This is a genomic window from Spirosoma gilvum, assembly GCF_054776815.1.
The window spans coordinates 58,213-83,733 of sequence record NZ_BAAHBH010000004.1 but is presented as its reverse complement, the minus strand read 5'-3'; the positions used below and the strand labels follow the sequence as shown (position 1 = coordinate 83,733).

General features: G+C 47.8%; 20 protein-coding genes. 11 read left to right on the top strand and 9 right to left on the bottom strand.

Going from position 1 to position 25,521, the window contains the following annotated elements:
- Nucleotides 1–94: 94 nt before the first annotated feature.
- Nucleotides 95–3,169, bottom strand: coding sequence for a PVC-type heme-binding CxxCH protein (locus ACYVFD_RS11750; protein WP_461090812.1), 3,075 nt, complete (start codon nucleotides 3,167–3,169; stop codon nucleotides 95–97).
- 221 nt (nucleotides 3,170–3,390) lie between these two features.
- Here ACYVFD_RS11750 and ACYVFD_RS11745 point away from each other — a divergent pair, with 221 nt between their 5' ends.
- The gene (locus tag ACYVFD_RS11745; protein ID WP_461090230.1) at nucleotides 3,391–3,627 is read left to right on the top strand and encodes a GlsB/YeaQ/YmgE family stress response membrane protein; all 237 of its coding nucleotides are present in this window, start codon (nucleotides 3,391–3,393) and stop codon (nucleotides 3,625–3,627) included.
- A gap of 92 nt (nucleotides 3,628–3,719) precedes the next feature.
- Here the strand turns inward: ACYVFD_RS11745 and ACYVFD_RS11740 are convergent, their stop codons facing one another.
- The 4 genes from ACYVFD_RS11740 to ACYVFD_RS11725 all read right to left on the bottom strand — a co-directional run bounded on the left by ACYVFD_RS11740 (nucleotide 3,720) and on the right by ACYVFD_RS11725 (nucleotide 9,602).
- Nucleotides 3,720–4,790, bottom strand: coding sequence for an Ig-like domain-containing domain (locus tag ACYVFD_RS11740; RefSeq protein ID WP_461090229.1), 1,071 nt, complete (start codon nucleotides 4,788–4,790; stop codon nucleotides 3,720–3,722).
- A gap of 34 nt (nucleotides 4,791–4,824) precedes the next feature.
- A complete protein-coding gene (locus ACYVFD_RS11735) occupies nucleotides 4,825–5,937 on the bottom strand; it encodes a hypothetical protein (protein WP_461090228.1) in 1,113 nt (370 codons plus the stop codon).
- Nucleotides 5,938–6,210: 273 nt separating this feature from the next.
- Nucleotides 6,211–6,804, bottom strand: a complete 594-nt coding sequence (locus ACYVFD_RS11730) for a YceI family protein (RefSeq protein WP_461090227.1) — start codon at nucleotides 6,802–6,804, stop codon at nucleotides 6,211–6,213.
- A gap of 179 nt (nucleotides 6,805–6,983) precedes the next feature.
- A complete protein-coding gene (locus ACYVFD_RS11725; RefSeq protein ID WP_461090226.1) occupies nucleotides 6,984–9,602 on the bottom strand; it encodes a TonB-dependent receptor in 2,619 nt (872 codons plus the stop codon).
- 76 nt (nucleotides 9,603–9,678) lie between these two features.
- Between ACYVFD_RS11725 and ACYVFD_RS11720 the strand changes: the two genes are divergently transcribed.
- From ACYVFD_RS11720 to ACYVFD_RS11705, 4 genes are all read left to right on the top strand, one after another.
- Entirely contained in the window at nucleotides 9,679–9,834 is a 156-nt protein-coding gene (locus tag ACYVFD_RS11720) for a hypothetical protein (RefSeq protein WP_461090225.1), read from the top strand.
- A 101-nt stretch (nucleotides 9,835–9,935) separates the two neighbouring features.
- Nucleotides 9,936–11,000, top strand: a complete 1,065-nt coding sequence (locus tag ACYVFD_RS11715; RefSeq protein ID WP_461090224.1) for a sensor histidine kinase — start codon at nucleotides 9,936–9,938, stop codon at nucleotides 10,998–11,000.
- Nucleotides 10,997–11,764, top strand: coding sequence for a LytR/AlgR family response regulator transcription factor (locus ACYVFD_RS11710; protein ID WP_461090223.1), 768 nt, complete (start codon nucleotides 10,997–10,999; stop codon nucleotides 11,762–11,764). The genes ACYVFD_RS11715 and ACYVFD_RS11710 overlap by 4 nt, the downstream gene beginning before the upstream one ends.
- A gap of 301 nt (nucleotides 11,765–12,065) precedes the next feature.
- A complete protein-coding gene (locus ACYVFD_RS11705) occupies nucleotides 12,066–12,989 on the top strand; it encodes a YihY/virulence factor BrkB family protein (RefSeq protein ID WP_461090222.1) in 924 nt (307 codons plus the stop codon).
- Nucleotides 12,990–13,167: 178 nt separating this feature from the next.
- Here the strand turns inward: ACYVFD_RS11705 and ACYVFD_RS11700 are convergent, their stop codons facing one another.
- Together ACYVFD_RS11700 and ACYVFD_RS11695 are read right to left on the bottom strand one after the other, a co-directional pair.
- Nucleotides 13,168–13,437, bottom strand: a complete 270-nt coding sequence (locus ACYVFD_RS11700; RefSeq protein WP_461090221.1) for a hypothetical protein — start codon at nucleotides 13,435–13,437, stop codon at nucleotides 13,168–13,170.
- 441 nt (nucleotides 13,438–13,878) lie between these two features.
- Nucleotides 13,879–14,916, bottom strand: a complete 1,038-nt coding sequence (locus ACYVFD_RS11695) for a M48 family metalloprotease (RefSeq protein WP_461090220.1) — start codon at nucleotides 14,914–14,916, stop codon at nucleotides 13,879–13,881.
- A 196-nt stretch (nucleotides 14,917–15,112) separates the two neighbouring features.
- Here ACYVFD_RS11695 and ACYVFD_RS11690 point away from each other — a divergent pair, with 196 nt between their 5' ends.
- Genes ACYVFD_RS11690 through ACYVFD_RS11680 form a run of 3 tightly spaced genes read left to right on the top strand, consistent with a single transcriptional unit; the run spans nucleotide 15,113 to nucleotide 18,832 of the window.
- A complete protein-coding gene (locus tag ACYVFD_RS11690) occupies nucleotides 15,113–15,415 on the top strand; it encodes a hypothetical protein (RefSeq protein ID WP_461090219.1) in 303 nt (100 codons plus the stop codon).
- Nucleotides 15,416–15,426: 11 nt separating this feature from the next.
- Nucleotides 15,427–17,925: an Hsp70 family protein gene (locus ACYVFD_RS11685; RefSeq protein WP_461090218.1), complete on the top strand. Its 2,499-nt coding sequence runs from the start codon at nucleotides 15,427–15,429 to the stop codon at nucleotides 17,923–17,925.
- A 10-nt stretch (nucleotides 17,926–17,935) separates the two neighbouring features.
- Nucleotides 17,936–18,832: a hypothetical protein gene (locus ACYVFD_RS11680; protein ID WP_461090217.1), complete on the top strand. Its 897-nt coding sequence runs from the start codon at nucleotides 17,936–17,938 to the stop codon at nucleotides 18,830–18,832.
- Nucleotides 18,833–19,034: 202 nt separating this feature from the next.
- Here ACYVFD_RS11680 and ACYVFD_RS11675 read toward each other — a convergent pair whose 3' ends face one another.
- Nucleotides 19,035–20,114 (bottom strand): ligand-binding sensor domain-containing protein, encoded by a 1,080-nt coding sequence (locus tag ACYVFD_RS11675; protein ID WP_461090216.1) that lies wholly within the window; start codon nucleotides 20,112–20,114, stop codon nucleotides 19,035–19,037.
- 423 nt (nucleotides 20,115–20,537) lie between these two features.
- On the opposite strand from ACYVFD_RS11675, the gene ACYVFD_RS11670 reads away from it, so the two are divergent.
- Together ACYVFD_RS11670 and ACYVFD_RS11665 are read left to right on the top strand one after the other, a co-directional pair.
- Nucleotides 20,538–21,428, top strand: coding sequence for a hypothetical protein (locus ACYVFD_RS11670; protein WP_461090215.1), 891 nt, complete (start codon nucleotides 20,538–20,540; stop codon nucleotides 21,426–21,428).
- 172 nt (nucleotides 21,429–21,600) lie between these two features.
- Nucleotides 21,601–22,230 (top strand): DUF4142 domain-containing protein, encoded by a 630-nt coding sequence (locus tag ACYVFD_RS11665; protein WP_461090214.1) that lies wholly within the window; start codon nucleotides 21,601–21,603, stop codon nucleotides 22,228–22,230.
- A gap of 340 nt (nucleotides 22,231–22,570) precedes the next feature.
- On the opposite strand, the gene ACYVFD_RS11660 is transcribed toward ACYVFD_RS11665, so the two are convergent.
- Nucleotides 22,571–24,184 carry a sensor histidine kinase gene (locus tag ACYVFD_RS11660; RefSeq protein ID WP_461090213.1) on the bottom strand — a complete coding sequence of 538 codons (1,614 nt, stop codon included), beginning with the start codon at nucleotides 24,182–24,184 and terminating at the stop codon, nucleotides 22,571–22,573.
- Nucleotides 24,185–24,891: 707 nt separating this feature from the next.
- On the opposite strand from ACYVFD_RS11660, the gene ACYVFD_RS11655 reads away from it, so the two are divergent.
- On the top strand, nucleotides 24,892–25,437 hold the full coding sequence (locus ACYVFD_RS11655; RefSeq protein ID WP_461090212.1) for a hypothetical protein: 546 nt from the start codon (nucleotides 24,892–24,894) through the stop codon (nucleotides 25,435–25,437).
- Nucleotides 25,438–25,521 lie beyond the last annotated feature (84 nt).

The following is a 25,521-nucleotide window of genomic DNA, read 5'->3' as shown; positions in this document are numbered from 1 at the left end:
GATAAAAACAGATTTTGTTTTTTGCTTCTTCGAAGCTCTTCAGTGAAAGCAAATCAACAAAATCAGATTAATCCCTAAATCCGTTAAATCCCGGTTACTTTTTCTTCAAACTGGTTAGATATTCTACTAAATCGACTAATTCCTGTGTACTCATGGCCTCCTGAAGGCCCGATGGCATCATGGATGAATCAATTTGCTTCATCGAGATAACATCGGCCATTTTGTAGTTCTGGACGACACCGCCGGGGAATTTCATTTGCAGATCCGTTTCGGTTTTGCTGGAGACAATGCCCGTCATGGAGCTACCATCTTTGAACTTCACTTCCCAGCCTTCGAAACCAAAACTAATTCCGGCATCGGGGTGTAAGATAGCCAGGTATTGTCCTTCTCTTGGCAATTTAGAGCCAATTTCGGAGAGCTTTGGCCCGAAATCCATGCCTTCGCCATTGACCTGGTGGCAAATAGAACAATTATTTTTAAAGACACTAACCCCTCTGGCGGCATCGCCTTTCATCGTCAGTAGTTCATTGATGCCAGGCAGTTTTTTACCTTCGGCACTTTGACCACCGTCGAGGTAACTGGCGGCCTGCTGGCGGATGTTTTTGCGCCAGTCGTTGCTGACACCCTGCACAGCCGCTTTCTTGTAATCGCCCGTAATATCACCGGACTTTAATAATTCGACCACCAGATCAGCACCTTCAGAACTTCCCCCGAGTGAACGGGTGGCTTCCCGGCGAATGGCAGCCGGACGCTTGGAATCCAAGGCCACCATTTTCAGGATATTGATGGATTCCTTGTTACCTATCCGCCGTAAAGCAACCAGCATGTTGGTTGCGGCTTCTGCATCTGACCCATTGATAACTTCCCAGGCTAGTGGCCCTCCGCCTTGTTTGAGCAACTGCCGAGCGGCATCCCGTCCCATACCCTCCATCGGCTTGGCCAGCGCCAGTTGTTTCAGGTGATTATTTTCCGAAACGGGTTCAAAGCGTGTGACCAGCTCGATGTATTCAGGAGTTCCGTACACATCGTTGATCAACTTGGCAAGGGCATTGGTCGCTACGGGCGAATCGCGTACGAAAGCGGGGTCCAGATGGCGCAGGGCTAGTTTGGTAACATCCGTAGAGCCATTATTGGCCTGTAAAATACTCAGCAACGCATTGGATTTTTCGGTAGCGCCAGGGTTGAAGTCGAATGCGCGGAAATAACGCAACCGTTGGGCCACTGCAACCGATGGATCGCCAGCCAGTTTAGCCAATAAGGGAACAGATTCTTTGGTACGGGCTCGCCAGACAATATCGCGCCCGGCTGCATTAGCGATCGGGTCGCCTTTCACCTGCTTTAACCAGGCCGTGTAATAGCTATCCCAGTTGCCATCGGCGCCAATTCCCAGTGCTTCCAGATACCACCGGTCGTTGCCATCGTATTGACTGGCGAGCTGTGCCCATAGAGCCGGTGCATCAGGCGAAGTACTGCGACGAAGCGCGAGGATGCACTCCCGACGTACCTGCGCGTCTGGATCGTTTGCTAACTGTTTTACATAAGGAATGAAATCCATTTTCCGTTCACGAGCGGCTCGAAGACCGGTAATTCGTAAATCGGGATTAGGACTTTTCAGGGCTGTTTCAATATATTTTTTGCCGTTCTCCAACTGGCTCAGCAGCCATAACGCCCGTGCCTGCATGCGTGGCCGTCCGGGGTCCCGGTTATCTGACGATTTGTACAGTTTTGCCAGAGCCTTTTCAGCTTTAGCGCCCATGCCGTGGAGCTTTTGCCAACCTGCGTACCGAATAGCCATATTGGGACTCTGTAGGGCTTCAATAGCGCCATCTGTGGTCGATACATCAACTTTGGGCATCGTGTAGGGCGAGTTGGGGGGCGCTACCCGGTAAACCCGGCCCCGATTCTGATCACCCGCCTGGTGACCACCCACACCTGGATCGTACCAATCAGCAATGATCAGCGAGCCATCAGGAGCAACGCAGACATCGGCAGGACGGAACCACTGATCGCGGGCACCTTCCAATACGTTAACAATCTGGGCTTTATACCCCGCCCCCTCTTTTTGCACCGGATACGAGCGCACTACGTTTGGACCGGCATCGCAGTGAATAACCTGATTCCGAAAGACTTCAGGAAGCAGGTTGCCTTCATAGACAATAATCCCCGTAGGCGAACCAGCTCCGGTCTGAAGCAGGTTGGGAACCACACCCGGATCATTCAGGTGCCAGTGGCGACGTGGAATTTCGGGCTCAAGGTTATCGCGGTTGGCTTGCCAGCCAGCGCCGGTCATTTCGTCGGTATAGCCGTAGTTGCCATACTCCATCACGTAGTTGATTCGAACGCTTTTGTTGCCATCGTCGTCGTTGTCCGATTGCCAGAGCGTGCCATATGAATCGACGGCGATCTCGTAGTTGTTGCGGAAATTCTGAGCCAGTACCTCCACATTCTTGCCATCGGGATCACAGCGGAACACCATGCCCTGTTTGAAATTCTGCTTATTGATGGTTTTGCCCGTGGCAATGTCCACAATGGCGTTACCATCTTTATCCAGCAGTTGTTCGCCCGAATTGCCGAAGTTGAAATACCACTTACCATCAGGCCCAAACACAAAGGTGTGCATGCCGTGGTCGTGTTGCTCTCCACCAATACCGGTAAACAGTAGTTCTTTTTTGTCAGCTTTGTCGTCGCCGTTTTCGTCGGTGAGTACCCATACGTTCGGGCTATCGGAGACGATCACTTTATTGCCCTGCACCCAGATGCCCAGTGGAGATTCGATACTAGGATCCTGGTAAAAGACTTTCGTGAGATCGGCTTTGCCATCGCCATTGGTATCTTCCAGAATCACAATGCGGTCGCCTTCCTTGCGGGTGGGATTGCCGTTGATGGCGGGCCGATAGTTATAGGCTTCGCATACCCATACGCGCCCACGGGCATCGACATCGATGTTGGTGGGGTTGGTGAGCATAGGTTCAGCGGCAAAGAGGGTTGCTTCGAGCCCAGGAGCTACGTTCAGACTACCCACTGCATATTTTGGGTCATGTTTGTCGTCGTCACTCAGTTGAGTAAACAAACGGTTCAGGTACGACCCTGAAGCCCTGTTGAGGTTGCGATTCTGAAAAGCGCCTACAAACGTACCGCCAACAATAAGGCTTGCAGCAGCAATACGCATGGCTCGTTGAGAAAGCAGGAGGGGATTTCCCGAAGAAGACCGATTCATGTGTTTATACTAAGAAGAGATTGTCTTTTAGCTAATTTAAAGAGTCGTTTTTATGGTAATTATACCCATTAAAGCTGTGACTATCGTGCATTTAATTTGTCTATAGTAGCATTATGGTAGCTTTTGAGTACACTTGTATTGCCTAATGGCATCTCACCTAATCTCTTAAACGTATGGGTTTTTTGTATTCTATTCTGATTGGCGGCATAGCGGGCTATATTGCCAGTCGCATCATGGAAAGTCATAATCCATGGTACATTAATGTTATTCTTGGTATTGTTGGTGGATTTCTTGGCGGCTTTATTGCCCGGAAGCTTGGTAACGACCCTGACAACGACGGCCTGATTATGAATCTGCTGATTGCCGTTGGTGGTGCCATTGTGCTCATTTTCCTGGGCCGTTTGCTTTGAGTTCGTTTATATCTTTCTGGCCCCTCCTCTTAGTCCAAGGGGAGGGGCTTTTCTGTTATTATATCGATCCCCTTCTATAGGAAATCGGCGTATTAGCGTACCTCGAAAAACACTTCTTTAAATGGTTGATCGGTATTAGCCTGCGATTTACGGGTTATGTCCCGATCAAACGGACGGTTGAGGTTATTACCCGCTAAATCTTCCAGCCTGGATTCAATTCGGACTGTATAGCGCCCTTCTTGCCATGGGCTATCCGGCTTAAATGAACTCTGCTTTTCATTGGTTCCAATTTGCCAGACACCCGATAGGGGCTTGCCATTCTGCTGGAACACGTGGAACGTTTCGGTTAACAAACTATAATCAAGTCCTTTACCAAATGCTATCGTGAGTGGTTGTGTGCTCCCAGACGAAGGTGAATGAATGGCCCATGTAGCAGGGTTTGGCGGCTGGCCGTCCCGAAGCTTTGTAACAAACGTTTTGATGGTCGGTTTCGATAAGCTAGCACCTTGCTGGTCGAGCCAGTTGGGCGATACAACCAGTTGATAGCGTTGATTCGCATCCAGTGGAGCGCCTAACAGTTTGTTGGGTTGTAGGTCGCGTTTGATACGGCCTGGGTCCAGCCAAAGGGTAAGCATGGTTCGGTCGGTATTCCAAAGTTCGGGTTGGAGGTTCAGGAAGGCTCCCTTTACCGTATCCCGGTTATTTTTAATCAGGGCAACGTACTTTTCTGATTGGCCTTCGCGCATCGGCCGTGAAAAACGGAGATAGATTTTTAACAGATTTTCGGGGACGGTATCCTGTGTTGGATAAATGGCCAGTAAATCAGGATGATCGTCGGCTGATAATGATGGGATGCTTATCTCACGGACAGGCTTATCGCGCAGCCAGACGGCATAACGCAACCCACGGGTAAAAGGTATGAGTGGCTCAAAGAGGATGTCGTCACCAATGTCTTGGTATTGCCCGGCAATGGCTGTTTCCTCATTGAGCAGATGTACGGTGAGAAGTTGTGCTACCGAATCGGCGGGAACGGACGAGACTAAACGTTTGGGAATAAGCAGGCTCTTTGCGCGCTTGTCGTTCCAGCGAATGGTGAGATCGGTAGTTTCGCCGGACTGGCAAGCGAGTATCAGAAATGCACTAAAAAAAATCAGGCTACACATTGCGCATAGCCTGATCGTTGGTTGTGTTGTTGATTTACAGTAACCAATCATTGGAAGTCCAAAGATCAAGATTGCCGTTTGAGCGACGTTGTAATAGAATCATCCGGCCATCGTCGAGTTTGTCGATTTGCAGTACGTTGGTCAATGGCAGCGATACAAAGTTCACCCCAGCCGTAGCGAAGTTTTCGGTAACAGGTGTTGTCAGCGAACCCTGAAAATCTTCCAGATTTTTATAACGCACCTTGAATACCGGCCGGTTTGAGTTGGCCATTAGCAGGAACGATTCGCCCCCTTTTTTCAGCATGACCATATCCAGCGGTTGGTTACCACTCCCCATTTCGGCCACCGTCCGACCTTTTACATGCGTTCCGGGCTTCAGTTCGTCCATCGGGAACAGAACCAGTGGGGTGCAGGTATAACTCGCCAGCAGGTATTTTTTGCCCTTTATCTCAGTCGTGGTAAAGGTTTTGATGGGTGCCATGGTCTCGTACTTGGCGTGAGCGGCATGGTAGATTTCGAGCGAGGTTTGATCCTGTGCGTTGGTAAACGGGAACGGGATGCTGCGGAACGTAGAGCCAAATTCCTGATTCGACAGGCCACTCACCAGCACTTTCCCATCCGAAAAGCCCATATCGGAAATGGAGGCAATTCGAAGGGATTCTCCCCGCCGGTCTTTAGCGTCTTCGGCAGGGGCATTGGTTAAGGTTACGGTTGAATACGGAATCTCTTTCAGCGAAACGGCAGCTACTTTATCTCCTTCTACTTTCAGCAAAACGGGGGTTCCATCGCTGTGCTGTACAGCGCAATACACATTCTTCGACGTCGGATTGACGGCAATATCCTGAATGGTGATGTTTTTTACATCGGTGCCCAGCAAAGCCGCAATTTTCTGGTCAATGTTTTTGACGTCGACCGGATTTGGCTTTTCAACCGGCGTAATATCCTTCGTATCAACGGCAAAAACGGCAGCACTTCGTCCGTCACCAATGAACAGGATTCCATCAGGCCCAAATGCCAGCGCATTGATGGACTTGATCGTAGGCGTACCCGTTACCATTCCGTACTGATGACGAACCGGTCGGGTGGTAGTTGACAGCAGTAAAAGCCCGGCTATACCCAGAGCAAGAACTGCACCTAGTTTTTTCATAGTTAGTAGAGGCTGGTTTAAAGAATGCGTTGATAATCAAGTCGAATGTAAGCAGCAATGCGCCTATTTCAAAACGAGTCGTTGAGCGTATTCGGTAAATGCTTGTCGATACTCTGCTTTCTGCGTAGCTTATCCGTTTACTGTTCAAAAAACCTATCTACTGGTCTGTAATAGGTATGACCCCGATGCGGTCAAATGTTTATAGAAAAGCATGCTAGCTATAAACATCTGACACCATCGGGGTCATACCTGTACTGGCTAATTATCGACTGATTACGACTGCTTGGTGAACTCACCGGTAGCCCGTAATTCAACTTCTTCGCTCACCGGCATAGCACCAGCTCCGCCTACACCGAAATCGGTACGCTTAATTTGGCCGGTCATTTTAAAACCTACTTTCTCCGGGCCAGGCTTGCCATCACGGCCGGGCATTTGCTTAGGGCCTACCATCGTCGCGTCGAGGGTAACAGGTTTGGTAACACCATGCATGGTCAGGTCGCCAGCTACTTTGTACTTATTATCGGCCACTTTCTTGAACGAGGTGCTCTTGAACGACATGGTCGGGTATTTGGCTGCATCGAACCAGCGATCGCCTTTCAAATCGCCATCACGACGTTCGTTACCCGTATCGATGCTATTGATGTCGGTTGAGAATTCGAAAACGGCATCCGAAAGATCCGGCTTGGCAGCATTAATTTTTGCCTCGAATGTTTTGAAATAGCCATCGACTTCCGACAGCATCAGGTGGGTAACCGTAAAGCCAACTTTAGCATGTGCTTTATCCAGCGCCCAGGTTTGCGCGTATGTAGTTGAAAAAGCAAACAGAGCAGCGGCTGTAAGTACTAAAGATTTCAATTGGTTTTTCATTGATTGTAAAATTGGATTTAAGGTGAACGGGAACTACAAGCTAAAGTAAATTGACATTGGTTTGATTGATAATACGGCCTTCCAGAACTAAGGGTTGCTTACATAGTCGCAAACAACCCGTGAATCTACTGAATCTGGTTATATTCTGACGTACTGAGTAAGTAGATTTAACAGGTAATTTACCGAGGACGTCCTCCGCCCGATTGACCTCCGGCTGGGGCTGCCTGTTGCTGTTGCCCACCACCATCGTTTCCACCTTCCCCGCCTTTCACGTCATCGTTATTCACCGAACGAACTTTCCGACGAGGTTGCTCAAACGTCATTTTACCAATCCGATACGTAAACGTGACTTTTAAGTTAGAATTGTATAGGTGTGTAACATTGTCTTGCGAAAGTAGTGGCGAATTCAACGTAGTACGCATGGTTACACCACCTCCTACGAAGTTCTCAGCTGCCAGACCGATACTGCCCCGCTTGCTGGCCAGATCTTTCCGAACACCCAGCGAGTACATGTAGAAACTACCCATTGTACCTTGCAACTGAGGATTAGGTCCCCGGAAGAAACTGAATACCTGAGCACTCCAGCCTTTATCGAGCTGTAACTGGCTCATCAAACGACCGCCGATACTAACGCCCGAATTGCTGATGGTGATCGACTTGCCATCGGCGCCGGGTGTTAAACCCTGCATGTACATGTAGTAACCGTCCAGGCCACCGTTTAAACTCCATTTTGGCGTCAGGTTAGCGTTGAAGAACACATTGGCTCCCATTGTGCGTTGCACACCGATATTCTGGAAGGTCGTAATGATACCGCCTGGCAGCGAATCCGATGGGATGCGTATCTGTGTAATGGCGTTATTCGTTAACCGGCCAAAGACGGCTGCGTTCAGATAGACTTTCTTGATGGTTGAGCTTAAGCTCAGCTCTACGTTGTCGGTCAGTTCAGGGCTCAGCGTTGGATTACCGACCTGAATCATTTGCGGGTTAGCGGCATTCGGGTTAGGGTTCAGCTGTTGCAGACCGGGCCGTTGAATCCGACGGTTATAAGCTGCCTTTACTGTAGTTCCGCCTTTCAGGCTTTTCGATACGTTGATGCTGGGTACCAGGTTGCTGTAATTCGGAATAGCCAGTGTGGTACTTTCATTTGCCTTGGCCGAAATACTGGTGTACTCGTAACGGGTGCCGATCTTGAAGGTGTACTTGCTGGGCGTGACGTAGGTGTACGAGATATAACCCGCACCAATGTTCTGATTATAGGCCAGTGAGCCCGACTGGTTGGATGGGTCGATGGTGAGTTCACCCGTGCTACCACCAATCAGGTATCTAAAGTGGCTGTCCACTGTTCGCATGATGGCTTTTGCCCCAAATTCCAACAACTGATTCTTTTTGACGGGCGTCTGATAATCCGTCTGAAGAGTCATTTCCTGGTTGGTATTGTTGTTGATATTCTGCTGACGGCGTGTCAGGACGTTGGCGTCGTTCATAATATCCGCAAAGAAATTATTCGTTAATCCCGTGCGGCTATACTGTGTTGAAATAGACCATTCCTGTTGCGGTTTAAACGTGCGAATGTAATCGAGGTTCATATCGACGGAGTTCGACAGGTCTTTCCGGTTTACATCCCGATTGGTTAAGCTCAGGAGTGAATCACCAATAGACGAATTGGTCAACTGGGTTTGTTGCTGAATGAAATTACGGGTACCGAACCGGACATTCGCCGACAGCGACTGATTTTTAGCCAGATCGTAATCGAAGCCGAGATTGTACTGGCCGAAAATAGGTTTGTCGAAAGCAGTACCTTCCTGATGGGTTTTCTGGTATTGCGTACCGACCAGGGTTGTTTGATCGAGAGTCGATGAAGCGCGGTTGTACATAGCCCGGCCGAAACCACCCAGCGTGATTCCTAACTTGCCTTGGCGATATGAGCCATTCAACCCGAGGTTAGAAGCGCGTAAACCCGCACCGGCATCGACGTTCAGGGTCAGGCCGTGCAAGGTATTCTTTTTGGTAACGATGTTGATAATCCCGGCAGCACCTTCAGCATCGTATTTGGCCGATGGACTGGTAATTACCTCAACCGACTTGATCATGTCGGCAGGTAGTTGCTTCAAGGCATCGGCTACACTGGCCGCGACAATTGTAGATGGTTTGTTGTTGATCAACACCCGGATATTCTGGCTACCGCGCAGGCTGACATTCCCGTCCAGATCGACCGATAGCATGGGTACTCGTTTCAAAACGTCCGACGCATCACCGCCCTTGGTGGCAATATCTTTATCGGCATTGAATACCAGCCGGTCCACTTTTTCCTCGATCAGTGCTGCCTGACCCGTTACCACTACCTCACTTAAGGTGCGAATGTCAGCAGTAAGGCGTACTGAACCCATGTTGATCTCGGTACCTTTGGCAATCGTAAATGGTTTGGAGTCCAGGTTTTTATAACCGATAAAGGAGTACTGAAGTCGGTAATCGCCCGGAGCCAGTTTGGTCATCGAGAAAACTCCTTTGGCATCCGATGTAGTACCGTCGACTGGCTTGTTGGTTTTTACGCTAATGAGGGCGATGGTGGCAAACTCAACGGGTTTACCGGAGGTGGAATCGACCAGCAGACCGTTTATTTTTCCGTTTCCTTTGGGTGCATCGTCGGCTACGCCCGTAAATTCAGTTTTCTGACGACGGTTGTCCTGATTAAATCCACCAGGACCGCCACCCGGAGGGCCAAACTGTGCATATAGTGTTTGCGTGAAACCGCAACCAAGTCCAAGAGTTAATAAGAGACGTAAGAATCGCTTTTGCATCGTTGTGAAGAACCATCATTGACGCAGCAAAGCAACATGCATTGTTTTAATCCAAAAAATACAATAGACCGTAGCGATGAAAACGTCGGCAGAAAGGCCATTTTCGCCGATGAACGGCTGCTTGCATGGCTACCGCCAGAAAGTAGGCCATTCGTCGGTTAAAATGGCCGGACTATCGGGAAAGTCTGTAAATGTGACGATTAGCCAGACGATTATTCAGTTTTTCCGCTAAACTTGTAACACTCTTGAACGGTGCTTAATCTATCGTTTCTGTTGTTTTTAAACAGACAGTTGTAGAGTAGAGAAACCCGGAATCTACAGAAACTACAAATTATGGGTGCAGCGTTGTTTTCTCGTCGATACGTCCCTTTGCTGAGCCATGTTTTAGGCTGGGGACTGATGGGCTATCTGCTTTTCTTTCAGTCGTTCACGTCCGAGATTCATTTTCCGGATCTATTCTGGATTCGGCAGAGTATCTTTTTCGTGCTGATGGTTGGTGTGTTCTATCTGAACGCCAACGTATTTGTACCCCGGTACCTGTTACCCGGCCAGACAAGCCGCTATTTGCTTTCGCTGTTTGGCGTCATTGTGCTGGTCATGTTGATTCTGGCTTTTATTGAATGGAGCTTTAATTTGCCGATTTTAGTGCATCGGGCTTTCCATCCAGACGGGACCGGCAAGGTTAAATACTACGGCTGGATTCAACCGAATCTGTTTACTATTCTGCTGATCCTGGGCATTAGCACCAGCATGGCGTTGTTGCAGAAGTGGCAAATGGATGCTAACCTCCGGCTGGCTCTGGAGCAGGCCAAAACTACCTCGGAACTGTCGTTTTTAAAGGCACAGATTAACCCGCATTTCTTTTTCAATACGCTCAACAACATTTATGCGCTGACCCTGATCGATGTCGAAACGGCCCGCGAAGCCCTGCACCGGCTCTCACGCATGATGCGTTACGTGCTATACGAAACTCAATCGGGAACAACGATGCTTAGTAAGGAGATTAATTTTTTGAGTGATTACATTCAACTGATGCAACTCCGATTGACGGATAAGGTGACCGTTACGCTCGATACACCTTCGCCCTTGCGCGATCAGTCGATTGCCCCAATGTTGTTTCTGCCGTTTGTGGAAAATGCGTTTAAACATGGTGTTAGTACGCTGGAACCAAGCTGGATTCGGATCAGTGTACAGCAGCAGAATAACCAGTTGCAGATGGATGTGCAGAATACGTTATTTACCCAGAAATCGTCCTCGCTCGAAACGGGTAACGGCATTGGTCTGGTCAATACCCGTCGTCGGCTCGATCTGTTGTACCCAGGTCAGTATACGCTGTATATCAACGAGCATACGATGGCTGGTGAATACCACGTGCAACTAACTTTGAATCTGGCATGACGCTTTCCTGCATTGCTGTCGATGATGAACCGCTGGCGCTTGGATTGGTCTGTGCGTTTATCGAAAAAACGCCCTTTCTGGAGTTGTCAGGCCGTTTTAGTAGTGCCGTTCAGGCCTTGCAATATATCTTGCAGCACCCGGTCGATGTTATTTTTCTGGATATACAGATGCCCGACCTGACCGGGCTTGAACTGGCCCGTGTGCTGGAACGAAACAATCGGGGAGCGCAGACCACCCGGATTATTTTTACCACGGCATTCGATCAGTTTGCCCTTGATGGCTTTCGGGTCGATGCGCTGGATTATTTGCTTAAACCGTTCAATTACGAAGAATTTCTGCGAGCTGCGAGTAAAGCCCGCAACTATTTCGAACTCGTACAACGGCCCGATAACAAGCCCATTGTGATATCGTCTGCTGCGCCTGCTGTTGCCGAATCGAGTGATGACTATCTCTTTTTGAAGGTTGAATATCAGTTGGTTCGCGTGTCGTATAGCGATATTCTGTATATCGAAGGGCTGAAGGATTATGTGAAAGTTTATCGGCAGAGCGAACCCGATAAACCTTTATTGTCGTTGACCAGCCTGAAATCGCTGGAAGAGAAGCTGCCTCCCCGACAGTTCATGCGCATACACCGCTCGTTTATCGTGGCTCTTGATCGTATCCATGCAGTAACCCGAAATTCGGTCCAGATCGGTTCGACGACCATCCCGGTGAGCGATCAGTACAAAGACACGTTTGGCGAATTTATCAGCCGGTGGTTGTAAGACTCTGCTCGCTCGTCCGCGATGCAACCGCGGACGAGCAACTATATCGTGCCTACTAACTGATAATTTGTTACTTACTAGCTGGGTTCACGTCTCAATGATAACTTCTCCAGACTAACCCATAAGTGGTATATACAAAGCCCGGCACACCAACAGTATGCCGGGCTTTTCGTTGGCCCCAGAATTGTTAAGTGTAACTTATAAGTTCTTGATTCAGATTGAATTATGTTAGCTCATTCTCTATAAACCTTATTGGTTAGATAAGGGTTATTCATGACGGATATTATTACCCGACTATCGTTTGAAAAGAGTCACCCCGATTTTTCAGATTTTGAAAAGCGCTCTGGCGCACTTGCAGGCCAACGACCCGATCCGAATGGCCGGAGCTACGGCGTTCTTCTCTTTTTTCGCGCTTCCTCCTATCGTCATAATTCTGAGTACGCTATTAGATCCTCTGTTTGTTGTGCAATCGGAGGGCGTGAGTGGGCATCTTTTTGATGAACTGGCTGATTTATTTGGACCAAAAGGTGCTCGTCAACTGGAAGTAATTTCGCATCGTTTGCGGCAACCTAAGCCGAGTAATTCGCTAGCCGTACTTAGTATTTTTTTAGTGTTACTGGCGTCAACCACCTTGTTTGCAATTGTCAAAAATTCACTGGATCAGCTTTGGAATGTAAGAAGCCGATCAAAGCATCCATTGGTTTATTTTCTGCGAAACAAGCTGGTTGCACTCACCATCATTATTGGTTCGGGCGTTCTTTTTGCCTTATCCGTTACGCTGGAGCAGTTTTTAGGCAGACTCAGCACCGACTGGATGCTTTCGGCACTGAGCTATTATCAGATCATGGCCGATTTAGGACATCTGGTTGCCTCTGTCCTGATTCGTATGATTTGGTTTGCTATTCTGTTTAGGTTTCTGCCCGATGTACGAATTACCTGGAGGGCGGTCTGGCTAGGGGCGGCTTTTACCAGTGTCCTGTTTAAGATTGGGGAGAGTATATTAAGCCGACTGCTAATTAATAGTCAGGTTGGCTCATTGTATGGGCATTCGGGGGCTATTATCCTGGTGCTCCTGTTTATCTTTTACTCTTCACTTATATTTTATTACGGTGCTTCGTTTACCCGTCAATATAGCGAATGGATGCACTTAATGGCTGAGCCTGGCCCGCAGGCTGTAGCCTATACGTTGAAGGAGATTGAACCCGCTAAAATGAAGGGTAAATGAGCAGTAGTTGGTTGATTATGACTACAATTAAGAACTGAATATAGTGTAGTCGTACTATGGAAATCGGCTGATTTATTTACAAATAGATATCAACGCAGTAAGGTGATGAATCTCTTACGCAACAGGGCTAATCATTCGTTTGTCAGGATTAGCCTATCTTTTTCGGTACTAATCGCCCTTAATAGGTCAACTCAAGCATATCATCTTCGATAGCCGCTTCCCGGTCTCCCAATCGGTCTAAAACCAGTTTGGCAAAGGCTACTTTATCCGATTTCCGGTACTGACTGGGCATCAGCCGACCCGAGGGAGCAACAAAATCTTTACTGACTTGCTGACACATTTCCCACAATCTCGGATTCATGCGAGCACGGTACTGACGGATTGGTGTATCTTCTGCAAACCAAAGGTCGATTACATTCTTTATGGATAGTTTTACTACAGCACCCATAGCTTATTTTATTGGTGATTTTCGTAAAAAGAACAAATATTTAACTATTTAATGATAAAATTGTCTAATTAATGAAGATATAATCTATAATTATGCCAAATTGTACTTATACAGCTCATATGAGGGGTTTTTAAGCAAAAACTTTTTTTACGTCCAATAGAAGTAACGATAGTATACTGACAAAATTTTCTTCTGTACCGTCCAGATGTGTACTTCGTTGCCAATTGTTATATCTACCTAAAGACGATAAAAGCCTAAGAAGGTTTCGGAAATTTATTTTGTGACAGTAGGGAAGATCGGTATCTGAAGATTTGGGTGGTCATTGCGAAACGGTACCGAGCCAGTTAAAACAGAAGAGGCTTCAACTTCCTATCAATGTCCACCACCAAATGGACTGGAAGATGAAGCCTCGAAAATCTACTTTGCTACTCGCCAAATCGGCTATTGCACTGGCTGACCGTTTCGGAAGGTTCCGGCAACCTGATCACCGTCGGCAAAATGGTAGGTACCTTTTCCGTTGGGCATGTTATTCTTAAACCAGCCGACGAACTTATCGCCGTTTCGGTAGAAGTAGACGCCGTAATCGCAACGCAGGTTATCGCGAAAACCACCTTTGTATTTGACCTTCCCATCGGCGTAGTATTCAGTGCCTTCGCCGTGTTTATCACCTTCTTCAAATTCGCCCGCATAACGTTCGCCCGTAGGGTAAACGAATACACCTGTTCCATCTTTACAATCGCCCGAAACGCAACCAACGGTTGCTCGGGCGGGAGTTTTAGGCGCTACAACTGGTCGGGCGGTAGAAGCAGGGCTGTTTGTTGCAATCGGTTTTGGAGCCATCGCTGTCGGTGTTTTTACCATCACCCGGCTTTTGGGGTACATAGCCTCTGCTTCCAGCCAGCCTTTGCGAATCGCTTCGATGCGCTCGGGTTTGGCCGGGTGCGTCGGAGTAGCCCGTTCGTTGCCTAATTTCCGAACAGCCACCAGCGATTCGTCAAGCGACGCCCCCAACTGATGCAGCACAAAGCCCGAAAACTTATCGGCCTCGATTTCTTTCAGGGGCTGACCACCCCGACCATCGATGGTATGGCCCTGCAAATGGTGGCCAATTTCGTGCGCCATGATACTAATGGCCGACCAGTCGGTCTCGGTTTCTTCCTCAATTTCCTGCATGAACGCTCCATCGTACACGATGAATCGCTGACCTTTCAGAACGGTCGCAAAACAGTTGGAGGTATTGGAACACTCGATGACCTTGAAATTCCGCATCAGGCCAATCGGTTTCAGAATCCGATCGACCACGCGTTCGGCATGCACATTCGAGTTGGTAGTGGGTGAACAAACAACTTCTGAATTGACTTTGCCACCTGTGTAGCTGCAAATGAATGACCCCGAGGAAGGAATTTGGGCCAGTAAAGAGCCCGACAGGGCTGTACTTAAAATTAACGTGGGTAGGGAGAAAACCGCTCTCACAAGCATAACCGGATTGGGTTAATCGTTCAACACGGCTGAATAACGAAGAAACGATTGGCTGTAGTTTATAAAGGTTTTAAGTTTACAGGCTAAGCACAAAAATCGAAGGTGAGTAGAGACCGTCGCTTACCCGAATAAACCGCCTTTAGGGCATAAGTCAATTATTTTTAACTTGCGGTTTCTAAAATGCAGTTTATTCGTCATGCAACCGCTTATTGATATTGCCAACCAGGTACATGCACTCGAAAAAAAGGCCGCTAAAGAGGGTCAGTCGGGTAGTGGGTATCTGCGTCCTATACAGCGTATCCGACAGGCACTGGCCGAACTAGGCACCACATTTCATAGTCCCGAAGGCGAACGCTACACCGAAACCCGAACCGATGTTGAGGCCAGTGTAACCGGTAACTCAATGGAGAATTTGACCATTACGCAGGTGATTAAGCCGATTGTCAGCCAGCATGGACAGATTGTGCAGGCCGGTATCGTTATAGTCGAGAGCGTATAAATCATCTATCCATGCAGACCATCAATTTTGGCATCGATTTAGGGACAACCAACTCCCTGATTGCCCGGTTTACCGGAGCTCAGGCGGAGGTATTCAAAAATCCCATTGGCCTGAAAGAAACATTGCCCAGTTGTGTGGCTTTCCGAAAAGAACGGGTGTTAGTAGGCGATAAAGCGCGGGAGTGGCTCCTGAAAGACCCGCTCAACGTATTTTCGAGCTTCAAGCGAAAAATGGGCACCAGCGAAACCTATTCGATCCCATCGCGACAGGAGACCATCATGCCCATTGAGCTATCGGCGCTGGTATTGAAAGAACTCAAAAATTTCATCCATACGGGCGATATTCCCGAAAGTGTGGTCATTACCATACCCGCCAGCTTCGATACCGTTCAGAGCAATGCGACCAAACAGGCAGGGTTAGAGGCAGGTTTTCGGGAGGTAGTTTTGCTACAGGAGCCGATTGCGGCTTCACTGGCTTACTTTAACAAGCATACGACAGAGAAAGAGTCGGGCAAATGGCTGGTGTATGATCTCGGTGGCGGTACGTTCGATGTGGCGCTGATTGGCATCGAAAACAACGAAATGCGGGTGCTGGACCATCAGGGTAATAATTACCTGGGCGGGGTCGATTTCGATCATTCGCTGGTCATGGATGTACTCGTTCCCGAAATTATCCGGCAAACGGGCCAGACAGACCTCGCGAGTCAATTGCTTACGCATAATGCCCGCTATGAAAAACTGTATTATGTGCTACTGCTGAAAGCGGAAGAAGCCAAAAAAGAACTAACTACCCAACTCTCAACGGAATTTGAAGTAACGTTTGAAACTGCAGAGGGCGATGAGCTTGATCTGCTGATACCCGTTGGCCGTGAGCAGTTGAATGCGGTTATCCATGACCGGATCGACGATACGATCACTATGCTGGAAACGATCATGTCGCGGAACAATCTGCATACCGACGATATTTCTGAAATCGTCCTGATTGGCGGTAGTACCTATATTCCCTACGTTCGGACCACGCTGGCAGAGCGAACCGGCTTGCCAGTGAATACCGATGCTGACCCGACAACGGCTGTGGCCGTAGGAGCCGCTTATTTTGCCGGTAATACGCCCGCCCGGCAGAAAACCCGAACAAAGGTTGAGTCAACGGATTTATTACCAGCTATTCAGATACAAACGGGGTACAACAAAACCACAAAAGACCTGGAAGAGTACATTTCGGCCAGTGCAACGGTTGCGTCCGAAGGACTGTTTTATCGCATTATCCGTACCGATGGTGGTTTTGATACGTCACTTCGACCACTTACGGCCCGCTTTGGGGAATTTGTCGGACTATTGCCGAATCGGGTCAATACGTTTACGATTAGCGTGTATGACAGTTACAATAATCCTGTTCCGGTTCAGGTCGAGCCGGTTACGATTACGCATGGATTGTTTAGTCTGTATGGCCAGCCGCTGCCTGAAGATATCTGCATTGAAGTTGATGATCTGCTCAATAATGCGACGCGCTGTGAGCTAATTTTTAGTCGAAACAGCGTGTTACCACTCACCAAAACGATTTACCGGGAAATCAGCCGGACTATTCGGAAAGGGTCGGACGAAAGCCTGATTATCAATCTGCTCGAAGGCGATGCAACCCAGCATCCCAGTACTAACAAGAATATAGGTGTCATTGAAGTGCGGGCTACTGATTTGCCCGCCGATCTGATAAAAGGTTCGGATGTCGAACTTAAAATCGACATGAGCGAGTCGCGGGATGTGTCGGTGAGCCTGCATTTGAGTATGACCGATCAACAGATTGATGAGGTATTCAGCCCGACGCAGCGCTATGTTAGCCTGGTCAAACTGCGCGACGAGATTCAGGAACTACGGGGCCAGCTTGACTTTGACTTGCAGAAAGCCCTGCAAAATGAGGAATACGAAACAGCCGCCCAACTTCAGGAATTGGTCGACCGAGCCCGCAAACTGCATGAACAGGCCCGACAGGTACAGCCCGATACGCTGACCGATGAGAAGTATCAGCTTGATGAGGCTAAGCGTAAACTAGCCCGGCAGTTGTATACCAGTGGCCCGGTTAGCAATCGGGTGATCCGAACCAAAGAAAGGTATTATGATCTGATGGGGTCGCTCCAAAACTGGGCCGATACCTTGCAGGACTTATCGCCGAAGCAGCGCGACGAGATTCAGCAATTGAAAGCCAATGAGTCGGAAGCCATGCGAGGGAACAATTACTTTCGGGTTGAAGGGCAGTACGCACGTTGCCGTCGGGTATACCATAACACGGTTTTATATACGCCCACGTTGTTGGTATCGTTCTTTCACATTTATGCAGGTCTATCCCTGCACGAATTTACGGATTACCAGCGGGCGCAGGCTGAAATCAAGCGGGGGGAAAAAGCACTGGATCGGCAGAATTATGATGAGCTTAGAGGAGTTTTTCTGAATTTGCTGGGGCTGACTAAAAACAGCGAGGTGGTCGAAACGAAAATTAAAGGCACTGGCCTGGGCTGATTTTACGACTATGGCTTATCAATCGCCTTTACACCTGTTGGACGGACTGAAACTGTTGCCCAGCGGGCTGACCCCGGCATCGCTGGTCCAGTTACGGAAAAAACTACTGGCCGAATTTAACCTGACGCCCGACTATACCATTGCCATTGGTGACAGGCAGTACACAAAAGATGAAGCGCTCAAAGCCATCGACCGATTGAAAGACGTGTCGAATCTGAGCGAACATGTTCTTATTTTTCAGGATAAAGCATTGCTGGCCTGGCTCGAACATCCAACCGAGGAGGTTTTTCCGTCGAAAGCCGTCAGCGAGAAACGATGGGGTAGTGAGCCGAGTGTTTTCTGGAATCAAACCCTGGCCAATGCCTTGCAGGAACACTGTTCGTGGCTGTTAAAAAATCGGCTGTTCAGTCAGGCGAAAGAGCCTCTGGCGGTTGCTTTTGCCTTGCCGGTTCAGTATCAGGATGGCATTCTGGGTATGATCTACGAACAAATACACGACGTTGTTTCAGCCCTCGAAGTCGCTATCGAACGGCCCAGCTCCGCACGTGATTCGGCTGCGTTTGGTTTCATCGTATACGACGACTGGGCCGATTTTCTGAATAGCTTACCGGAATATACATTTTGGGGGATCGTCAATAGTTTTTGCGTAAATGCGGTCAATTATACCGTTACGGTGCAACATACCCAGCGCCATTTTGTGTATGAAATCACACACCAGCTTGTTCGGATCAAGTGCGACGAAAACCTTAAAAAAACAATCAAGAGTAATTATGCAATTTACCGGGAAAATTATCACCTCAGTCCCGGCGCCCCTCGTACCAATTCAAAAAACGATAAAAGAAATTATTGGTGGATTTTCTGGGTGCTGTTCATGTTAGGTAAAGCTATGGCATTCTGTCAGCACTGATAACGTTTGGGAAAATCTAAAAAGCATATCAAATTGGTCATCTATCAAAATGACCGTTTGACAAACTCATAGATATTCCTGAAAATGGAACTTTGATTTGTGAGATAACAATTTGAGACTGCGCTTAGATATAATTGATGTGATTAATTGAAACTCGCCGGACGTCACATGAAAACGGGCGTCTGAAGCGACAGCATCGATATCATTTCTGATTCTCGTTCCTATTAAAGTCCGTGATGGTCGTTCCATCATAACGATGTACCCCGTTCAGTGATCCAAACCAAATACTGCCATCAGTAGCCTGTAGTATGCCAAAAAGCATGCCTTCATTGGCCCTTATTACCGTGGGTACCCTGGTAGTAGATAAGGAATGTTCATTAAATCGGGAAAGCAACCAGCCTTTTGGGCTGATAATGCTTTGTACACCAAGCCCGAAAGCCCCTTGTTTATCGCTATCTGAACTCGTCCAGATAGCCCCTTTTTTATCCTCGTAAACATAGCCCGTAAAAGCCAATATAAAGTTGGTCAACGAACGGCCGTCATAGCGCCAAAGGCCATCGCTGCCAGCCAGCCAGATAGCCCCTTTTCTATCTTCGATTAGGGTACGAACATTTGTAAAGGGTTTACTGTCCCTTTTTCTGAATACCGTAAATGTGTTTCCATCATAGACGAAGGTATTACTTCTGGTAGCAAACCAAAGTTTACCGGTTTTGTCTTCCAAGATAGAAGTTACTTCATAAGGGGGTCTTTGCAGAAAAGTCTTCCCTGTCCGGTCTTCAACCATTGAATCTCCATCGATGATATAGTTCCGAAAAGATTTTCCATCGTACCGACTGGCTCCGCCAAAAACACCAAACCAGATGGCCCCTTTTTTATCTTCATACATACTACCCACATCATTATTAAGAAGCCCATCCTTTATAGTAAACTGTTGAAAGGATTGGCCATCATATCGAAAAACTCCTGAGCCTATAGAGCCGAACCACAAGACCCCTTTTCTATCTTCCAACAGGGAGAAGAAACGAACTGAACTCACGTTGCTGGTTATATTGGTAAACGATTTTCCATCATACCGAAAAATACCATCAAATGCCGCTATCCAAATGTTGCCTTTTCGATCCTGAATGATATTTCGCGTTATCGTTTTAGGCCCGTGGGAGGTAATTACCTGGTTGTTGTCCGCCTTACTAGTTTCTTTTGAGCTATCAGCTTTCCCTTGCCCTTTAGAGGCAGTACAAAAAACTGCCAGCAACAACAATACATATATAGGTACATATTTCATCTTTTTTCTTTTTTTTGATGCTATTGATTTTCAGCAACTTACAAGTCTTTATGTTGATGTCTAGCTCAAGTCTTGCAAAAGAATGTTAACAAAATGTAAAAGTTGTTTTTAGTGAAGACTGTGGACTTTACCCTTAAGTAGTTGGGCATGGTGTTCAAATGTCTATACAACTGTCTCAACAATCGCTCCACAGGAATTCAATCGAATAGTTGAAATACAAGGCTTTATGAAACCAATCCCGCTAAATTGCGTCACAAACGTAGGAGCCTTTGTCTACTCGTCAGACCAGCTATCCCGGTAGTTATTTACCCGACCACTCCTATTGTTGATTCGGGCTGGGCCCTCCACTCGCCCCCTGTTAGCTTTGTGGTGTTCAGACTAATGAACAAGCTATGTTTTCTTATCAATCACAAAACAACAACAATGAACACTTTTGTAAAAAGTACGCTTGCCCTATTGGGAGTCGCTCTGTCTATGAGCGTAGTTTCTTGTACCAAAGATAGGCTGATGGAGTCGGTGCAGCCCACTTCAGACAATGATCCTGGCCCATTTAACAGCCGTCCCCTGCTCCCCGTCAACTTGCCCAATCCATCCGGCGATGTCACAGTAAATGTTTTAAAAAAATACACGTTGGTCAAGTTCGGCAATGTGCAGCTAGCCTATGATGCCAACGGCGATATTGTCAAGGAAATCTCTTTAGCTAGTCCGAATAGTTATTCGGAGTACATTCGGGCTTCTAACGGATCAGGCATGACCATCATGCGCTATGGCAACAATAAGGTATTTGGCAAAACACTGATTCTTTTCGATGCCCAAAAACGGGCTAAGATGACAGTCGTTAATGACTATGACCAGACTGGCAAGCAAGTAAACCAGGTTGAGTATGATTACCAGTACAATGCCGCCGGAAACCTGCAATCGATTGTCAGCAACAAAAATCAACAGTACACCTTCAGCTACGATGGCAGCGGCAATGTGACGAAAGTCGACATTTCGGATAATGGCAAAAAACAGGTGATGCAGTGCCAATTTAATGGCGCAATGGACAAAACTCATCTGAACCCATACTGGATTATGATGAATGACCAGATTAATCGGTATCTGCCCATTTATGGTAAGTTTTCGAACAAGCTCCTAACTTCGTACAAGGTTATCGATCTGCCTTCGAATAGCGTCTTCGAAGACGTAACCTACAATTACGATCTCAACAGCGATGGTATGCCGATCTCCACGGGAATGCTTCGTAAGATATGGGGAACCACAACGAACAATTCGTTCGCTATGGAGTACGATGTAACAGTACTAAAACCGTAGCGACTCGTCAGTTGTCATAAGTTCACTCCCTGCTCGGTCGGGGAGTTTTTTGTCTGCCCACAGCCAGATTCACTCATTAGCTTATTGCTTCTAAAAGCGCCAAACAATCCTATCCAACAGGTCGTTAGACGGGTTAAATCACGAATTTATTCAACCCAAATTAACTCACGTTATGATCACTCAATCCCTTCGATTAGGAATGGTAATGACCCTGCTGACAACGGCTACTGGATTTGCCCAGCAGAATAGTGCCAATATGAATAGCGCGACCACGACCATGGTTGGCAAAGAAACCAAAGCTGAATTTGACAGCCAGAATCAAAAAGGGGCTGCAGCTGTCAGTGCCGTAGCGGCAACCCCAGCTAAGCTGTCCAGCGCCGATCAGAATCTGATGATGGACGTAGCCAAAGGGGGCATGATGCAGTTAGAAATGAGCAAAGTGGCGGTTCAAAAAGCCAGTAGTTCCGAAGTTCGTCAATACGCCCAGGCCGAAGTCGATGAGCAAACCGGTTTATCGGCCAAACTACAGGAGATTGCTAGTGCCAAAGGCGTTACGTTGCCATCTGCCCCCGATTCAGATACGCAGGCAATGGTTGCTAAATTACAGGGTATGTCGGGGGCATCGCTGGACAAGATGTACATGGATGAAACGGGAGTGAAAGGCCATGAAAAGCTGGATAAAGTGATGGCAACGGTAGAATCAACGGCATCGGATGCGAGCCTGAAAGGGGTTGGCAAAGCCGCTCATCCCTTGGTGAAAACGCACTTGAAAGTGGCAAAACAGATTGATGGTAAGCTGTAAACGTAATTGACTACTCTGTTGCAAACGCAGGCTCTTGTTAGAATAGCCTGCGTTTTGTTTTCTCCAGGGCAATGTATTCTCCTTCAGGTTGGCAATTTTGCCTTCTACCAACGACTAGCTCAGGTAATCTAGTAAGCCCTGCAAAGAATGAATTAGTACTCACACCAATGGAAGTTTATTTGGTTTAGAGCTTATAGGTATTCTCCTTCGTCAGTCAGCTAATGCTCTTAAATCGCTCATTTTAATCGTCAATAGTGGCAAGAAAACGACCACAATAGCCCTCCAGAAAATCAAAATAGATTTTAAACGATACCTGGTTTACTTACTCCTCAGCTCACTTTTATTCCGGTAGATATACACTGAAGGTGGCTCCCTTACCTGGTTGACTTTGGGCGGTAATCCACCCACCATGATTGGTTACGACTTGCTGACAAATGGCCAATCCAATACCCGTACCGGCATACTCTTTGGGCGAATGGAGCCGTTGAAACACCGTGAAGATGCGGTCCAGATATTTCACATCGAAACCGATCCCGTTATCTGCTACATCGATCCGGTGATAGGCAAAGGCTGCCTGAACCGGATGGACTCCGGCAGGTAAGTCTTCAGCCAAGATCCGGGCAGCCAATACCCGAACCTGGTGCACGACCTGCTCACCAACCGCTGGTGTTAGATGGAATTTGAGGGCATTACTTAGTAAGTTTCGAAAAAGCAGGTTTAATTGAGCTTCATCTCCGCTAACGGTCGGCAAGTCGTCCACCGTCAGCTGAGTGCCTGTCTCCTGAATTGGTAGCTCGAAATCCTGAATCAGGCCCTCTAGTAGTGAGTTCAGACAAACGGCATGAGCCAGTTGAGGCTGAGTCCCAATGCGCGAGTACGCTAATAGGTCCTTGATTAGGCGGGACATCCGCGCTCCAGCTACCTGCATGCGCGACAAATAACTACTATCAGTGCCTAACTGGCTACCATACTTTTTCATCAGCAGGTCACCGAATTGCTGGATCTTTCGCAGGGGCTCCTGCAAATCATGACTGGCTACATAAGCAAACTGCTGCAAACGCTCATTAGAGCGCCGTAACTCCGTCAAGGACGATTCCAACTGCTGGGTTCGCTGAATAACCTGTTGTTCAAGTGCCAGTTGCCCCCGTCGTTGTTGGGTCACCTCCTGCACCATGCCACTGATCTTATAGGCTTGGCCCTGTGGGGTAAAATACGATTTCCCCAACGAATAAAATATCCGTTCAGCTTCCTGAGGGCCTAGGCGGATTCGGTATTCCACCTCATAATGGCCATCCGATCCGGGGGCGGTGGCCGCTTGCATCGATGCCCGTACACGCGGCCAATCGGCAGGATGCACAAACCGAAAGGCTTGCTCTGGGGTAATCAGCTGATCGGCTTCAATGCCGTGCCAGTTCCGAAGCCGTGGTGAATAATCAATCTGGCCAGTGGTCAAGTCATATTGCCAGGTTCCCAGTTGGGCCAGTTCAATAGCTCGTTGCAGATCTTCCTGCACTTGTTGAGTAAGTTGGCGTTCCATAACCGCCTGGGTAATATCCTGGGCGGTACCTGACAGGCGGATAGGCTGGCTCTGCTCATCAAAATAAGCTTGACCAATCGCCTGAAGCCAACGTAGCTGCCCATTGTCCCGGCGATGGATGCGGAACTCAATGGCATATTTGCCGCCAGATTGAGGGTTCAGCGCCCATTGCATGGCTTGCTCCAGGGCTAGCTGATCACCAGGGTGAACATAGCTTAGCAGGTCCTGGGGTTGGGTAATCGAACGGGTATGGGAACCGATTATTCCATAGAGCTCCTGGGTGCGTTGATCCCACCAAGCCAGCTGGGTATGTAGGTTGATATCCCACGTACCAATTCCGGCGGCTTGTAGCGCAAAGCGCAACCGTTCGTTTTCGGCATCGCCATTCTGAAGAGGGGGTGTTGAATATGAAGTCATATGTTGGTTCGAATACCCACTGCTAAACTAACCAAAAAGGTCAACAGTTAGCCACTACCCATCCGGATTCTTGAAGTCAACCCGTAGTGGCCAATTGTTAAGTGTCCTTCTAAAGTTAACCCTTTAAATCAGCTAGATCCCGCTTAAACGCGATACCAGTGCTTCAGTTCCATGGAAAAGGTCATTTAGCTTGAGAATAGTACTGAGCAAAATGAGCGGTTAACTAAAGTTGTTGACTCAACCAGGGCTTACCATTCAGACTTGGTCTGTTTAACCGACTTAGGTGGATGAGTAAGCCCATGTCTAGCCGACCATTCATTTATTATAAAGACGCTGGCCAATGTTTACCCTTGTCGGTATAAGTAAGTTGCTTTATTTACCCGGTTGACAGACACATGTTGACCGTTTGTCGATTCTTTTACAGGCCCTGCTTTCCGGCCCATATCTTCGTCTCGACTTAACCGAAACAGGGGTTTATTACCAGGCTCCACTAGTTAATTACTGGTTTATTGGTTTCATGTTTAGACGCTAAGACGATGTTGATTGTTTTGTACTTATCTCTTTGCTGGTTCTTGAGAAGCCTACTGATTGGCTCGTTGCTCCTGACTTGCAGTCAGGCAATAGGCCAACCATTCCCCGATGATCAACCGACAAACGCAGATTCAACTCAAGACTATTGGCGAGTTTACACGGACTATGCGACACGTATGACGCGCGTCAGCTTTTATACGAGTCGGCATGAATTACTCTATCAGGAAAATATCAAAGATCGCTATATCAAATTATCTAAACGTACCGTACGCCAATTTGACGATCTATTAACGCGGTTAGTAAATCACAACCTGGTGGGTAATCAGGTAAAATCATATGACTTACTGGCTGGTAATCAATGGGCAGCGATTTCTCATAGCGAAAAATTAATGTCAGATTCCGAAGCTAAGGTGCCTGGGCTGATCGGTTTGATTCGACCGATTGTCAATCTGAAGCTTGTTAATCCTAGCCAGCTCCTGCTTTCTTACCGAAATCCGGCCGGTGAACCACTGCTGATAACCATCGCCGATGATTCATTCCACTATATCTACAAAAAACAGTCGAAAGAAAAAGAGCACGCTGGTCTTATAAACATAAGCCACCTTGCCAGTGGAATCTATCGGGTGGGGGTTGATGGCCCGCATAAGAAAGCAATCTACCAGTTGAGCATTGACCAGGATGTTAAAAGCTTCAACCTGAGTACACTGTTGAATCAGTTTTAACCCGCTACCTAACGACTTCTTATTGAGCCAAGATGAAATTAACTGTTCCGTCGAAAAACAACGCGCGTTCCCCTAGGAGAAGGC

Excerpts from the sequence above, each read along its gene's own strand:
- ACYVFD_RS11750 (WP_461090812.1), bottom strand. The coding sequence starts at position 3,169 with ATGCGTATTGCTGCTGCAAGCCTTATTGTTGGCGGTACGTTTGTAGGC.
- ACYVFD_RS11745 (WP_461090230.1), top strand. The coding sequence starts at position 3,391 with ATGGGTTTTTTGTATTCTATTCTGATTGGCGGCATAGCGGGCTATATT.
- ACYVFD_RS11740 (WP_461090229.1), bottom strand. The coding sequence starts at position 4,790 with ATGTGTAGCCTGATTTTTTTTAGTGCATTTCTGATACTCGCTTGCCAG.
- ACYVFD_RS11735 (WP_461090228.1), bottom strand. The coding sequence starts at position 5,937 with ATGAAAAAACTAGGTGCAGTTCTTGCTCTGGGTATAGCCGGGCTTTTA.
- ACYVFD_RS11730 (WP_461090227.1), bottom strand. The coding sequence starts at position 6,804 with ATGAAAAACCAATTGAAATCTTTAGTACTTACAGCCGCTGCTCTGTTT.
- ACYVFD_RS11725 (WP_461090226.1), bottom strand. The coding sequence starts at position 9,602 with ATGCAAAAGCGATTCTTACGTCTCTTATTAACTCTTGGACTTGGTTGC.
- ACYVFD_RS11720 (WP_461090225.1), top strand. The coding sequence starts at position 9,679 with ATGAAAACGTCGGCAGAAAGGCCATTTTCGCCGATGAACGGCTGCTTG.
- ACYVFD_RS11715 (WP_461090224.1), top strand. The coding sequence starts at position 9,936 with ATGGGTGCAGCGTTGTTTTCTCGTCGATACGTCCCTTTGCTGAGCCAT.
- ACYVFD_RS11710 (WP_461090223.1), top strand. The coding sequence starts at position 10,997 with ATGACGCTTTCCTGCATTGCTGTCGATGATGAACCGCTGGCGCTTGGA.
- ACYVFD_RS11700 (WP_461090221.1), bottom strand. The coding sequence starts at position 13,437 with ATGGGTGCTGTAGTAAAACTATCCATAAAGAATGTAATCGACCTTTGG.
- ACYVFD_RS11695 (WP_461090220.1), bottom strand. The coding sequence starts at position 14,916 with ATGCTTGTGAGAGCGGTTTTCTCCCTACCCACGTTAATTTTAAGTACA.
- ACYVFD_RS11690 (WP_461090219.1), top strand. The coding sequence starts at position 15,113 with ATGCAACCGCTTATTGATATTGCCAACCAGGTACATGCACTCGAAAAA.
- ACYVFD_RS11685 (WP_461090218.1), top strand. The coding sequence starts at position 15,427 with ATGCAGACCATCAATTTTGGCATCGATTTAGGGACAACCAACTCCCTG.
- ACYVFD_RS11680 (WP_461090217.1), top strand. The coding sequence starts at position 17,936 with ATGGCTTATCAATCGCCTTTACACCTGTTGGACGGACTGAAACTGTTG.
- ACYVFD_RS11675 (WP_461090216.1), bottom strand. The coding sequence starts at position 20,114 with ATGAAATATGTACCTATATATGTATTGTTGTTGCTGGCAGTTTTTTGT.
- ACYVFD_RS11670 (WP_461090215.1), top strand. The coding sequence starts at position 20,538 with ATGAACACTTTTGTAAAAAGTACGCTTGCCCTATTGGGAGTCGCTCTG.
- ACYVFD_RS11665 (WP_461090214.1), top strand. The coding sequence starts at position 21,601 with ATGATCACTCAATCCCTTCGATTAGGAATGGTAATGACCCTGCTGACA.
- ACYVFD_RS11660 (WP_461090213.1), bottom strand. The coding sequence starts at position 24,184 with ATGACTTCATATTCAACACCCCCTCTTCAGAATGGCGATGCCGAAAAC.
- ACYVFD_RS11655 (WP_461090212.1), top strand. The coding sequence starts at position 24,892 with ATGACGCGCGTCAGCTTTTATACGAGTCGGCATGAATTACTCTATCAG.